Annotated in this window: 13 protein-coding genes; 11 read left to right on the forward strand and 2 right to left on the reverse strand. The window is 63.8% G+C overall.

Features of this window, described 5'->3' with window-relative positions:
* Positions 1-38 precede the first annotated feature (38 nt).
* The 3 genes from FQ705_RS17900 (at position 39) to FQ705_RS17910 (ending at position 2849) form a co-directional block, all read left to right on the forward strand.
* Positions 39-1079, forward strand: a complete 1041-nt coding sequence (locus tag FQ705_RS17900; RefSeq protein WP_144143371.1) for an ABC transporter substrate-binding protein — start codon at positions 39-41, stop codon at positions 1077-1079.
* A gap of 75 nt (positions 1080-1154) precedes the next feature.
* On the forward strand, positions 1155-1967 hold the full coding sequence (locus FQ705_RS17905) for an ABC transporter ATP-binding protein (RefSeq protein WP_144143372.1): 813 nt from the start codon (positions 1155-1157) through the stop codon (positions 1965-1967).
* Positions 1968-2024: 57 nt separating this feature from the next.
* A complete protein-coding gene (locus FQ705_RS17910; RefSeq protein ID WP_144143373.1) occupies positions 2025-2849 on the forward strand; it encodes an ABC transporter permease in 825 nt (274 codons plus the stop codon).
* 91 nt (positions 2850-2940) lie between these two features.
* On the opposite strand, the gene FQ705_RS17915 is transcribed toward FQ705_RS17910, so the two are convergent.
* Positions 2941-3915, reverse strand: a complete 975-nt coding sequence (locus tag FQ705_RS17915; protein WP_144143374.1) for an NADPH:quinone oxidoreductase family protein — start codon at positions 3913-3915, stop codon at positions 2941-2943.
* 248 nt (positions 3916-4163) lie between these two features.
* On the opposite strand from FQ705_RS17915, the gene surE reads away from it, so the two are divergent.
* The 6 genes from surE (at position 4164) to rlmD (ending at position 10370) form a co-directional block, all read left to right on the forward strand.
* On the forward strand, positions 4164-4922 hold the full coding sequence (surE, locus tag FQ705_RS17920) for a 5'/3'-nucleotidase SurE (protein ID WP_144143375.1): 759 nt from the start codon (positions 4164-4166) through the stop codon (positions 4920-4922).
* A complete protein-coding gene (locus FQ705_RS17925; protein WP_144143376.1) occupies positions 4919-6028 on the forward strand; it encodes a protein-L-isoaspartate(D-aspartate) O-methyltransferase in 1110 nt (369 codons plus the stop codon). Before surE ends, FQ705_RS17925 begins: the two co-directional genes overlap by 4 nt.
* 5 nt (positions 6029-6033) lie before the next feature.
* Entirely contained in the window at positions 6034-6963 is a 930-nt protein-coding gene (locus FQ705_RS17930) for a peptidoglycan DD-metalloendopeptidase family protein (protein WP_144143377.1), read from the forward strand.
* An 11-nt stretch (positions 6964-6974) separates the two neighbouring features.
* Positions 6975-8057 (forward strand): RNA polymerase sigma factor RpoS, encoded by a 1083-nt coding sequence (rpoS, locus tag FQ705_RS17935; RefSeq protein WP_144143378.1) that lies wholly within the window; start codon positions 6975-6977, stop codon positions 8055-8057.
* A gap of 5 nt (positions 8058-8062) precedes the next feature.
* Complete coding sequence (locus tag FQ705_RS17940; RefSeq protein WP_144143379.1) at positions 8063-8839, forward strand: 3'-5' exonuclease; 777 nt, start codon at positions 8063-8065, stop codon at positions 8837-8839.
* Between the two features lie 112 nt (positions 8840-8951).
* Positions 8952-10370, forward strand: coding sequence for a 23S rRNA (uracil(1939)-C(5))-methyltransferase RlmD (rlmD, locus tag FQ705_RS17945; protein ID WP_144143380.1), 1419 nt, complete (start codon positions 8952-8954; stop codon positions 10368-10370).
* 93 nt (positions 10371-10463) lie between these two features.
* Here the strand turns inward: rlmD and FQ705_RS17950 are convergent, their stop codons facing one another.
* A complete protein-coding gene (locus FQ705_RS17950; protein ID WP_144143381.1) occupies positions 10464-11324 on the reverse strand; it encodes an outer membrane protein assembly factor BamD in 861 nt (286 codons plus the stop codon).
* Positions 11325-11362: 38 nt separating this feature from the next.
* On the opposite strand from FQ705_RS17950, the gene FQ705_RS17955 reads away from it, so the two are divergent.
* Both FQ705_RS17955 and pgeF read left to right on the forward strand, forming a co-directional pair.
* Positions 11363-12691, forward strand: coding sequence for an RluA family pseudouridine synthase (locus FQ705_RS17955; protein WP_144143382.1), 1329 nt, complete (start codon positions 11363-11365; stop codon positions 12689-12691).
* Positions 12688-13545 carry a peptidoglycan editing factor PgeF gene (gene pgeF / locus FQ705_RS17960; protein WP_144143383.1) on the forward strand — a complete coding sequence of 286 codons (858 nt, stop codon included), beginning with the start codon at positions 12688-12690 and terminating at the stop codon, positions 13543-13545. Before FQ705_RS17955 ends, pgeF begins: the two co-directional genes overlap by 4 nt.
* Positions 13546-13794 lie beyond the last annotated feature (249 nt).

The raw sequence follows: 13794 nt of genomic DNA on the forward strand, positions 1-13794 counted from the left end.
GAAAAAGCCGGATAACAAAAGTTTGGAGACGACAGACCATGCAACGCAGAACCTTCCTCGCCGGAACCGCCGCGCTCGCCGGCGCTTCACTCGCCACTACGCCGCTCGTTTTCGCCCAGCAGGGCAAACTCGAGACCAGTAAGGTGGCCATCGCCGTCGGCGGCAAGAACCTGTTTTACTACTTGCCGCTCACCATCGCCGAGCGTCGCAATTACTTCAGGGACGAAGGGCTCGAAGTCGAAATCTCCGACTTCGCGGGCGGCTCGCAGGCGCTCAAAGCGGCGGTCGGCGGCAGCGCGGACGTGGTGTCCGGCGCTTTCGAACATACCTTGTTGCTGCAGGCTCAGAAGCAGATGTTCCGCGAATTCGTCCTGCAAGGTCGCGCGCCGCAGATCGTGCTCGCCGTGTCGAAGAAAACCCTGCCGAACTACAAGTCGATCGCCGATTTGAAGGGCAAGAAAATCGGTGTGACCGCGCCGGGTTCGTCGACCTCGATCATGGCCAGTTTCGTGCTGGCGAAAGCCGGACTGACGGCGAAAGACGTCGCGTTCGTCGGCGTGGGTGCGGGCGCGGGCGCGATTGCCGCGTTGCAGTCGGGGCAGATCGACGCGATCGCCAACCTCGATCCGGTCATGACCAAGCTCGAACGCACCGGTGAGATTCGCGTCGTGTCGGACACGCGCACGCTGGCCGACACGCGCAACGTGTTCGGTGGCGACATGCCGGCCGGCTGTCTGTACGCGTCGCAAAGTTTCATCACGAAGAATCCGAACACAACCCAGGCGCTGACCAACGCGATGGTGCGCGCGCTCAAGTGGCTGCAGACGGCGACCGGCAGCGAGCTCATCAACACCGTGCCGGAAGGTTATCTGCTCGGCGACCGTGCGGTTTATCTGGACGCCTGGCAGCACGTCAAGGAAGCCATGTCGCCCGATGGCCTGATGCCCGCCGACGGTCCCGCGACCTCGCTGAAAACCTTGCAGGCGTTCGATCCGGCCGTGCAGGGCAAGCCGATCGATCTGTCGAAGACGTGGACCAACGACTTCGTCAAGAAAGCGCTGACCACCGTCAAGGCGTAACGCGCCGTTGGCCCGGACGGTCGTCGCCATGACGGCCGTCCACACAAAACCGACTTCGAAGAAGCGAGCCGAACGATGACCGTTGCCGCCCTGGCGCTCGAAAACATCACCTGCACGTTCAGTGCGCGCGACAACCGCGCGCAACGCTACACGGCCGTGAAGGACACCACTTTGCGCATCGCGCCGGGCGAGTTCGTCTCGGTGGTCGGCCCGACCGGCTGCGGGAAATCCACCTTGCTGAATATCGGCGCGGGTTTGCTGGAGCCGTCGTCGGGTGCGGTGACGGTATTCGGCGAGCCGCTCAAGGGCATCAACCGCCGTGCCGGCTATATGTTCCAGGCCGACGCGCTGATGCCGTGGCGCTCGGCCATCGACAACGTCATGGCCGGCCTCGCGTTTCACGGCGTGCCGCCGACGGAGGCGCGTGTCAAAGCCGACGAGTGGTTAAAGCGCGTCGGTCTGGGCGGTTTCGGCGACCGTTATCCGCATCAACTGTCCGGCGGCATGCGCAAGCGCGTCGCGATGGCGCAGACGCTGATTCTCGATCCCGACATCATCCTGATGGACGAGCCGTTTTCCGCGCTCGATATCCAGACGCGTCAGCTGATGGAAAACGAATTGCTCGACCTGTGGGCGGCCAAACGCAAAGCGGTGCTGTTCATCACGCACGATCTCGACGAAGCCATCGCGATGTCCGATCGCGTGGTGGTGCTGTCGGCGGGGCCGGGCACGCATCCGATCGGCGAATTCACGATCGACTTGCCGCGTCCGCGCGACGTCGCCGAAATTCGTGCGCATCCGCGTTTCGTCGAGTTGCATGCGCAGATCTGGAGCGTGTTGCGAGACGAAGTTCTCAAGGGTTATCAGCAGCAGCTCACCGCCGTTTAATGCCGGCGCGTCCGGCCGGTCCGACGCGTCCCATCATCCTCCGAGGCAAACCGAGTCATGTGGAAGAAGTTGCGCCCGAACCGGGCGAATCTGGTGATCTGGCAGTGGCTATTGCTCGTGCTGTGCTTCGTGCTCTGGTACGTGCTGACCAGCCCGACGCTTTTGCCGGCTTTCTATTTCGACGATCCGAACAAAGCCGCGTTCTTCTTCGGCGAACCGCAAAAGGTGCTGCAGCGGATCTGGGAGTGGTTCACGGGCGGCGAGATTTATCTGCACCTGTGGATCACGCTGGTCGAGACCGTGCTCGCGTTCGTGCTCGGCACCGCACTCGGGCTCGGTGTCGGATTGTGGCTGGCGTTGGCGCCGCTCGCGAGCGCGCTGTTCGATCCGTATATCAAGGCCGCCAACTCGATGCCGCGCGTGATTCTCGCGCCGATCTTCGGCGTGTGGTTCGGTTTGGGCATCTGGTCGAAGGTGGCGTTGGGCGTCACGCTGGTGTTCTTCATCGTGTTCTTCAACGTCTATCAGGGCGTGAAGGAAGTCAGTCCCGTGGTGCTCGCCAACGCGCGCATGCTCGGTGCGAACCGCAAGCAGTTGTTGCGCTCGGTGTATTTGCCGAGTGCGATGAGCTGGGTGTTCTCCAGCTTGCATACGTCGGTGGGGTTGGCGTTCGTCGGCTCGGTGGTGGGCGAATATCTCGGCTCGGCGCGCGGGGTCGGCTATCTGATTCTGCAAGCCGAAGGCACCTTCGATATCAATACCGTGTTCGCCGGGATTCTGGTGCTGACCGCATTCGCGCTGATTCTCGATGCAATCGTGGGCGTCGGCGAGCGACGGCTGATGAAGTGGCAACCGAAGAGCGGCGATACGGAGAAGCTGTAAGCCTGACAAGCTGAAACGCTGAGCACAACCAAAACGGCGCGCGGTCTTCGAACCGCACGCCGTATTTTTTTCCTTACTCGGGCAACGCACGCTACGGCGTGATCACGACCTTGCCGATCACGCGCCGCTCGGCCATATCGCGCAACGCGCGTCCTGTTTCTTCCAGCGGATAACGTGCCGATACATACGGCTTGAGCTTGCCCGCGCCGATCCATTGGGTCATCTGCTGGAATGCAGCGTGATTGTGCTGCGGCTCGCGCCTGGCAAAATCGCCCCAGAAAACGCCGACCAGACTCGCGCCTTTGAGCAACGTCAGATTCAATGGCAACTTCGGGATCTCGCCGTTGGCGAAGCCGACCACCAGATACCGTCCGCGCCAGCCGATGCTGCGAAATGCGGGCTCCGCATACACGCCGCCGACCGGGTCGTAAATGACATCCGGGCCCTTGCCGTCGGTCAGCGCCTTGATGCGTTCGCACAGATCTTCGGTGCTGTAGTTGATGGTGGCGTCCGCGCCATGTTTTACGCAGATGGCCAGCTTCTCATCGCTCGACGCCGCCGCGATCACGCGCGCGCCGAGCGCCTTGCCGATTTCGACCGCGGCCAGTCCGACGCCGCCCGCCGCGCCCAGCACCAGCATCGTCTCACCGGCCTGCAACGCGCCACGATCGACCACCGCGTGATGCGAGGTGCCGTAGGCCAGCGTGAACGCCGCCGCCAATTCGAAGTCGACGCCGTCCGCGAGCGGCACACAGGCGGCAGCCGGCGCGATCGCCTGTTCGGCAAAGCCGCCTTGCCCCGTGAAAGCGACCACCCGCGAGCCGGGCTTGAACTGCGTAACGCCAGCGCCCACCGTGCGCACGATGCCCGCGACTTCCGAGCCGGGCGTGAAGGGCAGGGGTGGTTTGAACTGGTATTTGTTTTCGATGATCAGCACGTCCGGAAAATTGACGGCTGCGGCTTTGACGTCGATCACCACGTGGCCGGCGGGCGCCTCAAGTTCCGGCAGGTTTTCGACAACCAGGCTCTCCGGCGGCCCGTATTGATTACAGCGAATCGCGCGCATCGTGTCTCCATATCGATCAGGGTCCTCGAGTGGACTTCCCTGGGGCGTTAGCAAGCATTCTGAGTGTAAAACAATCAGCACGACCGTGCGTTTTTACTGTCGTGCTGAAGTTCGTGACGCAAGTACGGCGCAAGCCGCGCGTGGGCGTCGCGAGTTCATCGTGCAGGACGTCCGTGCGCCATGCATATGGCGCGTCGGTGGCTCGCCGTGTCGTCCGCGCGCCTTCTTTCCTCGGTTACAATCGCCGCATGCGAATCCTACTCAGCAATGACGACGGTTATCTGGCGCCGGGCCTTGCTGCGCTTTACGAAGCGCTCAAGCCGATCGCGGATGTCACCGTGATGGCTCCCGAACAGAATTGCAGCGGCGCGTCGAATTCCCTGACGCTGTCGCGGCCCCTGTCGGTTCTGCGTTCGGCGAACGGTTTCTACTACGTGAACGGCACGCCCACCGACTCGGTGCACATCGCGCTGACGGGCATGCTCGACCACACGCCGGACCTCGTGGTCTCGGGCATCAACAACGGTCAGAACATGGGCGAAGACACGCTCTATTCGGGCACCGTCGCCGCCGCCACCGAAGGCATCATGTTCGGCGTCCCGGCCATTGCGTTTTCGCTGGTCGATAAAGACTGGGTGCATCTGGACGACGCCGTCCGTGTTGCCGCGGAAATCGTCGAGCATTACCTCAAGCAGCCGTTGCCCGGGCATCCGCTGCTCAACGTCAATATTCCGAATCTGCCGTACGCGGAACTGGAGGGCTGGCACATCACGCGGCTGGGCAAGCGGCATCCGTCCCAGCCGGTGATCCGCCAGACCAATCCGCGCGGCGAGCCGATCTACTGGATCGGTCCGTCCGGCAGTGCGCGCGACGCGAGCGAAGGGACGGACTTTCATGCCGTCGCCAACGGCCGCGTGTCGATCACGCCGCTGCAACTCGACCTGACCCACACGCAAATGCTGCCCGCAGCGCGTGACTGGGTGCGTGCCGGTAGCGGTAATTCATGAGCAGCGAGCGCGCCAAGCGCTTTCCGCTCGGCCTAGAGGATCTGGTGCGCGAACCGCGCCGGCCCGAAGGGCGTCCGGGCGAAATCCGCGCGGCGGCACTGGCCGCGAGTGCGGCGTTGAACTCGCGTCAACAACCGGCGAAGAAGCCGGTGGCGGGTATGACGGCCAAGCCGCAGGCGAAGGCGTCGCACCCGTTGCAAGCCAAGCCTCAGACCCAGCCAAAAACGCCGACCATTGCCGCGCCCAAGCCGCTCGCCGCGCCGTCGTCGCCGAGAGCGCCGGTCATGCCGGTCGTGCAGACCACGAGCGCACGCGCGGCGAGGTCCGCTGGCGCGCCAGCAAAGCCCGGCGTGCAGAAGCCGACGCCGCGCCCGACGCCGACCTCTTCGGTGGTGTCGAAGTCCGCAGCCCGCTCGAATGAACGGTCTGCCACGCCGAACGTGGCATTGAACGGCGCCTTGGCGCTGACTTCGGAACGGGTTCGCGAACGGATGGTCGAACGCCTGCGTGCGAACGGCGTGACCGATCAACGTGTGTTGAACGCGATGGCGGCGGTGCCGCGCCACATGTTCGTCGACCCGGGCCTCGCGGCCCAGGCTTACGAAGATGCAGCGTTGCCGATCGGTCATCACCAGACGATCTCGAAGCCGTCGGTGGTGGCGCGCATGATCGAACTGGCGGCCACCGGGCGCACGCTGAACAACGTGCTCGAAATCGGCACCGGCTGCGGCTATCAGGCGGCGGTGCTAAGCCAGGTCGCGCGCGAGGTTTACTCGATCGAACGCATCAAGCCGCTATCCGAACGCGCGAAGACGAATCTGCGTCCGCTGCGCATTCCGAACATCCGGCTGCATTACGGCGACGGCCGGCTGGGATTGCCGGCCACGGCCCCGTTCGATGCGATCCTGATCGCCGCGGCGGGGCTCGACGTACCCCAGGCTTTACTTGAACAACTCGCGATCGGTGGCCGCCTGGTCGCACCGGTCGGCTCGCAGGACGGTCAGAACCAGGTGCTGACCCTGGTCGAGCGTCTCGGACCCGCGCAGTGGCGCGAGTCGCGGCTTGATCGCGTTTTCTTTGTACCCTTAAAATCCGGAGTGATTTGACACCGATGAGTATGTTGCGCGCGATGCAAAGAACCAGCCTGACTGCCCCCCTGACCGTAACCCAGCGTAGCGTGTGCGTGCTCGCCTTGTCCCTGTTGATGACGGCCTGTGCGACCCGGCTCGATCAGGCGCCGGTCGTCGACCGCTCCGGCGGCAGCCCGCTCAGTACGCAAGCCGAGCAACCGGCCGTGCCGCTCGGCCCGCCGCCGCCGGGCTACTACCGCGTGAAGCCGGGCGATACGTTGTATCGGATCGCGCTGGAGAACGGCCAGAATTACCGCGATATCTCGACGTGGAACAATCTCACCAACCCGAATCAGATCGAAGTCGATCAGTTGCTGCGCGTCGTGCCGCCGGGTGCGAACACCGCCGCGCTGACGCCGGGTGTGTCGACCGCGCCGATCGGCAGCGGCGGTGCGGTGCAAAGCGCACCGCTCGGCAGCACGCCACCGTCCGCAGGCGCGGCCGCCGGTGTCGCGGCGCCGCCGATCTACGGTTCGGGCGCGAACAACGCGTCGCTCACGCCGCCGTCCACGCCGGGCGCCGCAAGCGATACGGGCGCGGCCGGCAACGTCGTGTTCGCGTGGCCGGTGCGCGGTCCGTTGCTCGGCACCTTCAACGACTCGACCAACAAGGGCGTCAACATTGGCGGCGCGGCGGGCGACCCAGTGAAGGCGTCGGCAGATGGCCGGGTGGTTTATGCCGGAAATGGGCTGCGTGGTTACGGCAATCTCATTATCATCAAGCATGATGCAACTTATCTCACAGCGTATGCACACAACCGCGCTTTGATGGTAAAAGAGGGAGACGCGGTAACGAAGGGGCAGAAGATCGCTGAGATGGGCAATAGCGATTCCGACCGCGTGATGTTGCATTTCGAAGTTCGCCGGCAGGGCAAACCTGTCGACCCACTGAAGTATTTGCCGCCGCAATAAGCGATACCACCATGCCGAAATCGAAGCGCCGCCCGCCGCAAGCCGAATCTGAGACGATCAGCCTAGCCACGTCCGCTTCGGTGGAAGAAAGCGGCGCTTCGGAAGTAGAGGAGGAGGTCGCAGAAGAGCGCGATCTCGACGAACGTCAGGCGAGCACGGAAGAAGGCGGCGACACGCGTGAGAGCGCGAGCGAAGCCGCGCCGGATGCCGACGATTTCCGCGCACTCCTGCAAGCCGAACTGACGGCCGACACGATCCAGCACTATCTGAACCGGATCAGCGTCAAGCCGCTCCTCACCGTCGAGGAAGAGCAGAAGTACTCACGCCTTGCCAAGGCGGGCGAGTTCGACGCGCGGCAAGTCATGATCGAGCGTAATCTGCGGCTCGTTGTCAGCATCGCGAAGGGTTATCTGAATCGGGGCGTGCCGTTGCTCGATCTGATCGAGGAAGGCAATCTCGGCCTCATGCACGCGATCGAGAAATTCGATCCGACGCGCGGTTTCCGTTTCTCCACTTACGCCACGTGGTGGATTCGCCAGAGCATCGAGCGCGCCATCATGAATCAGGCGCGCACCGTGCGTTTGCCGGTGCACGTGATTCGCGAGCTCAATCAGGTGCTGCGCGCCAAGCGTCATCTGGAAAAAAATTCGATGAATTCCGGCGAGGCGGCCGACCGCCGCGACGCCAGCATCGACGACATCGCTTATCTGACCGGCAAGACCACCGACGAAGTCACCGACATCCTGGCGTTGAACGAGCACACCGCGTCGCTCGACGCGCCGCTCGATCTCGACCCGGCGAGCAGCCTGCTCGATCTGCTTTCTGACGACCAAAGTCAGTCTCCAGACGCCGAAGTGCAGCATCGCGAACTGGAAACGCTGACTCGCGCGTGGCTTGCCCGACTGTCGGACAAGCATCGTCATGTGATCGAGCGACGCTTTGGGCTCAACCACATCGAACCCGCCACGCTCGAAGAGCTGGCCGACGAAATGGGCCTCACGCGCGAGCGTGTGCGCCAGATCCAACAGGAAGCGCTGGTGCGGTTGAAGCGCTTCTTCGCCTCCAACGGTGTGCGCAAGGACGCCGTTCTATAAAACTGATGACACCGATTCTTGTTTTCGACATCGAGACGATTCCCGATGTCGCCGGCATTCGCCGCCTGGAAGATTTGCCCGCCACGCTGAGCGACGCCGAAGTCGCCGAGCACGCGTTCGCCGCGCGCCGCGAAAAGACCGGCGGCGATTTCCTGCCGCATCATCTGCAACGCATCGCCGCAATTTCCTGCGTGTTCCGCGACAACAACGGCTTTCGTGTGCGCTCGCTCGGCACGCTCGAAGACGGTGAGGCGGCGCTGGTGCAGTCGTTTTATCGCGTGATCGAGAAGTACACGCCGCAACTCGTGTCGTGGAATGGCGGCGGATTCGACCTGCCGGTGCTGAACTATCGGGCGCTCGTCCACGGTATTCCGGCGTACCGGTTCTGGGATCTCGGCGAGGACGACCGCGAGTTCAAGTGGAACAACTACATCAGCCGTTATCACGCGCGTCACACCGATCTGATGGACGTGCTCGCCATGTATCAGGCGCGCGCCAATGCGCCGCTCGACGCGCTCGCCAAGATGTGCGGCTTTCCCGGCAAGATGGGCATGGACGGCAGCCAGGTGTGGCACGCGTACCAGCAAGGCCGCATCGAGGAAATCCGTAATTATTGTGAGACTGACGTCGTCAATACCTACCTGCTGTATTGCCGTTTTCAGCTGATTCGCGGTGCCTTTTCGGCCGAAGAATATGCGGACGAAATCAATCTGGTGAAGAACGCTCTGGCGCAGGAAACCGCGCCGCAATGGGCCGAATACCTGGCGGCGTTCGACCAGTAACCGCCTGGCGCGCCCGCAGGCGTGGCTGCCGTGCCGGCCACGCCGAATCGTCGGCAAGCGCGGCGCTTCGTCTACAATCTCGCCTTTCCCCAAGTTTGTCAGGAAGTCGCAGGTGTCCCGAACTGCCCCCAAACGTCGCGCGCCGAAGCGCCAGAAGGCGCCTGCTCCGGCGCGCGCACTCATCGTCACCGGCAACGAACCGGTCATCGACATCGTTTCGCTCGATATGGAAGCGCGCGGCGTCGGCCGTACGGTCAGCGAAGACGGCACGCCCGGCAAGGTGATTTTTGTCGAAGGCGCGTTGCCCGGCGAGCGCGTCAGTTATTCCACCCATCGCAGCAAGGCAAAATTCGAGCAGGCGGAGGTCGTGCAGGTATTTCGCGAAAGCGTGATCCGCACCCAGCCGAAATGCGTCTACTTCGATATCTGCGGCGGCTGTTCGATGCAGCACGTGGACATTCGCGCGCAGGTCGCCGTCAAGCAGCGCGTGCTGGAGGACGATCTCCAGCATATCGGCAAGCTGCGCCCCGAAACGGTGTTCCGGCCAATTCACGGACCGGCTTGGGGTTATCGCTATCGCTCGCGCCTGGCCGTGCGGTTCCTGCCCGAAAAGGGCGGTATGCGGATCGGCTTTCACGAGAAGAAGAGCGGCAACATCGCCGACATGAAGACCTGCGAGGTGCTGCCGCCGCACGTGTCGGCCATGCTGATGCCGCTGCGCTTCATGATCCGCAAGCTGTCGATCTATGAGCGCCTGCCGCAACTGGAACTGGCGGTCGGCTCGTCGGTGACGGCTCTGGTCGTGCGTAATCTCGCGCCTCTCACCGCCGCCGACGAACAGGTGCTGCGCGATTTCGCCGACGAGCACAAGGTGCAGTTCTGGCTGCAGCCTGGCGGCCCGGAAACGGTCGCGCCGTTCTACCCGCTCGACCAGCAACTCGACTACACGCTGCCGGAATACGGCATCCGCATGCCGTTCAAGCCGACCGATTTTACCCAGGTCAATCACGCGATCAACCGCGTGCTGGTGAGCCGCGCGTTGCGCCTGCTGGCGCCGGCGCGCACGGATCGCGTGCTGGATCTGTTCTGCGGGATCGGCAATTTCACGCTGCCGCTCGCGCGGGTTTCGCGGGAAGTGGTGGGTATCGAAGGTCTGGAAGTGTTGACCGAGCGCGCGCTCGCCAACGCCGAGCTGAACGGCGTGGCAGGGCATACGTCGTTCGCCTGCCGCAACCTGTTCGAAGTCACCGCCGACGATCTGCGCGCGCTCGGTCACTTCGATAAATTCCTGATCGATCCGCCGCGCGAAGGCGCGCACGCTGTCGCCAAAGCGTTGGCGGAGATCGCGCAGAGCGGCGTTGGGCCGCTGCCCAAACGCATCGTCTACGTATCGTGCGCGCCGGCCACGCTCGCACGCGATGCCGGTCTGCTGGTGCACGAGGCGGGTTATCGCATGGTCGGCGCGGGCGTGGTGAACATGTTCCCGCATACCTCGCACGTCGAGTCGATTGCTTTATTCGAGCGGGACTGAGCCAGGTCGCACGAACCCGGCGCGCAAACAAAAACGCCACGACCGAAGTCGTGGCGTTTTTTATGGTCGGCTGATTTCAGCGTGCCGTGGAGTTTAGAACTGCCACCACGACTTTTCCGTCCCCGGCCGTGCGCGCCCCGTGATGTACGGGCTGTCGGGGAAGGTGCCGGCCAGCACGCGCTTCGTGTCTTCGGCCAGTTGCGGCTGGTCCAGCTTCTGATACGACAGCATCATGATGTGCAGCGCGTCTTCGATCGCCGGTGCGTTCTTGTATTGCGTGAGCGCCAGTTGCGCGCGGTTGATCGCGGCGACATAGGCGCCACGGCGGTAGTAATAATCCGCCGCGTGGACTTCGTGCGAGGCCAGCGCGTTCACGATGTAGCGCATGCGTTGCGCGGCGTCCGGTGCATACTTGCTGTTCGGGTACTTGTCGACCACGACCTTGAACGCGTCATACGACTCGCGCAGCGACTTCGGATCGCGCTCGCTCATGTCCTGGCCGGAGAAGCGGCCGAACAGACCGAGGTCGTCGTTGAAGTGGATCATGCCCTTCAGGTAGTACGCGTAGGCGATGTCCGGGTGATCCGGATGCAACTGGATGAAGCGGTCGATGGCCTGGTCGGCGGCGGCGTTTTCGCTGTCTTTCCAGTTACAGTACGCGACATTGATCTGCGCCTGCTGGGCAAAGTGACCGAACGGGTCGCGGCCTTCGAGCATTTCAAAATACTTGGCGCACTTGCCGAAATCGCCACCGCTCAAGGCGTCGTTCGCCTCCGTATATAATTTGTTGTTGTTCCACGTTGCCGTTTCGTCGGTCTTTTCCGGCAGGCCGTGGCAAGCCGCAATAACCGCGACGGCTGCGGCACACGCAATGTATCCGGCCACTTTACGGGCCGCCTTCTTGATGGCCGCCAAATTGATCGCCGCTTTAGTGATGGTGTTCAAGGCTCGCATTTTCCAGTCTAGCTTTACGTCCAGGTGACCCAGACTCAATGACCCGCTCAAATACTCCAGGCGCCGCAACCGGTGCCGGGAATAGCAACAAAGATTATAGCGTAAGCGCTGACCCCTCCGACGCGTTGGGCGTCGATTCCCTCGACGACGATCTCGGCAGCGAGGCGCTGGGCGCTGTCGACCCGCAGAGCCTGATTCCGACGGTGGCGAATCGCGTGACGGACGAGACCCCGCGCCACGTCCTCGTGCCCGACGAATGGGCGGGCGAACGTCTCGACAAGGTGCTCGCGCGGCTGTTCCCCGAGTTCTCGCGCAACCGCCTGCAGAGCTGGATCGAGGCCGAGCGGGTGCGCATCGACGGTAAGGCGGCGAAGATCCGCCAGCCGGTTCCGCTCGGCGCGACCCTCGAACTCGTGCCCGATCTGCTGCCCGAGCAACTCGCCTTCACGCCGGAGCCCGTGCCGCTCGAGATCATCTACGAAGACGACACGCTGCTGGTCATCAACAAGCCGGCTGGCATGGTGGTGCACCCGGCGGCGGGCAACTGGAGCGGCACCGTGCTCAACGGCTTGCTGTATCGCTACGGCGACGCCGCGGCGGGCTTGCCGCGCGCGGGCATCGTGCACCGGCTCGACAAGGAGACCTCCGGTCTGATGGTGGTGGCGCGCACGCTCGAAGCGCAAACCGACCTCGTGCGCCAGTTGCAGGCGCGCACGGTCAAGCGACGTTATCTGGCGCTGGTGTGGGGCAACATGCCCGAGTCCGGCACGATCGACGCGCCGATCGGCCGCGATCCGCGCGAGCGCACCCGCATGGCCGTGGTGACGAGCGCGTCGGGCAAGCCCGCGCGCACGCATTTCCGGCGCGTCGAAACGGCGATCTGGGAACGTCAGCCGGTCACCGCGGTCACCTGCGATCTCGAAACGGGGCGCACTCATCAGATTCGCGTGCATTGCGCACATATCGGTCATCCGCTGCTTGGCGATCCGGTCTATGGGCGCGCGCGCGGTAAGCGCTCCGTCGCGCCGCTGCCCGGCGGCTTCGCCCGTCAGGCGCTGCATGCATGGCGCCTCGGCCTGGTTCATCCGCAGACCGGCCGCACGATGAACTGGCGCGCCGATGTGCCGGCCGACATGGAGGCGCTCTCGGTGGCGCTCGGTCTGGGCCGCGATGAAGCGGGCGAGTACGACGAGAACTACTACGAGGAAGACGATTACGAGGACACCCTCGAGCATGACGACGACCTCGACGCAGGCGAAGAACAAGAAGAACAAGAAGAGCACGAAGAGCACGAAGAGCACGACGAGCACGCCGAGCACGACGGCCAGAACGAGGGCAACGAAGACGAACAGGGCGATCGCGCATGAATACACCGGAGCTGAGCTTTGCCGATGTCGTGCAACCCGCATGGAACGTGTCGCCGCGCGTGCGCGCGCTGGTCACCACGCGTAACGGCGGCATGAGCGAGCCGCCGTTCGGCCGCTGGCAGGACGGCGTGGACTTGCCCGGCGGCCTGAATCTGGGCATGAAGGCCGGAGACGAGCCGGCTGCGGTCGCCGCCAATCGCGCGCGTCTGTTGCATCTGGCCGGCGTCGAAGAAGCCGCCTGGCTCGAGCAGATTCACGGCGCGGGCATCGTCCGGGCGGACGACGTCCTCGCGCAGACGCAGGCCGGCGGCACGCCGACGCGCGCCGATGCGAGCGTCACGGATCGGCCCGGCACGGTGTGCGTCGTGATGGTCGCGGATTGCATGCCGGTGCTGATTTGCGACGAAGCCGGCCGCGCGGTCGGCGCGGCGCATGCGGGATGGCGCGGGCTTGCCGCGGGCATCGTCGAACAGACGGCGCAGCGGGTCGCGCAACTGGCCGGCGTGAAGGCGGGTGGATTGCACGCTTACCTCGGACCCGCGATTGGACCGAGCGCCTTCGAAGTCGGCCCGGACGTGCGTGACGCCTTCATGAACGGTGTCGACGGCGCACAACGCGAAGCGACCGCCAATGCGTTCATGGCACATCCCGGGAACCCCGGCAAATATCTCGCCGATCTGCCCGCGCTCGCGCATTTGCGGCTGCAACGGCTTGGTGTCACCCACATCACCGGGGGCGATCTCTGCACGGTCACGCAACGTGATCGCTTCTACTCGTATCGCCGCGATCGCGAGACCGGTCGCATGGCTGCGCTGATCTGGCTGGACGATCGCGCGCAGAGCCTCGCCGACTAGCGCGCGCCGTTCGCCCGGCCTGACTACCGGCCCGGGTATGAGGGTTTGTTCGGAGGCGCACCAAGCGGTTTTGCTGCGCTGCCGGAAATCTTCGCGAGCGCGTAAATCTGCCGCGAAAAGCGTCCCTCCGCGAATGGATAAACGCACATAAGCCCATGCAATATGGGAGCTTTTTTCGCGTTACCCAACCTCGATTCATGCATGTGCCAAAAGCGCGTTCTGCTACACAGGGAAAACGATAATTAAAAA

Origin of the sequence: Paraburkholderia sp. BCC1884 (genome assembly GCF_900996225.1) — a bacterium.
GTDB lineage: Bacteria > Pseudomonadota > Gammaproteobacteria > Burkholderiales > Burkholderiaceae > Paraburkholderia.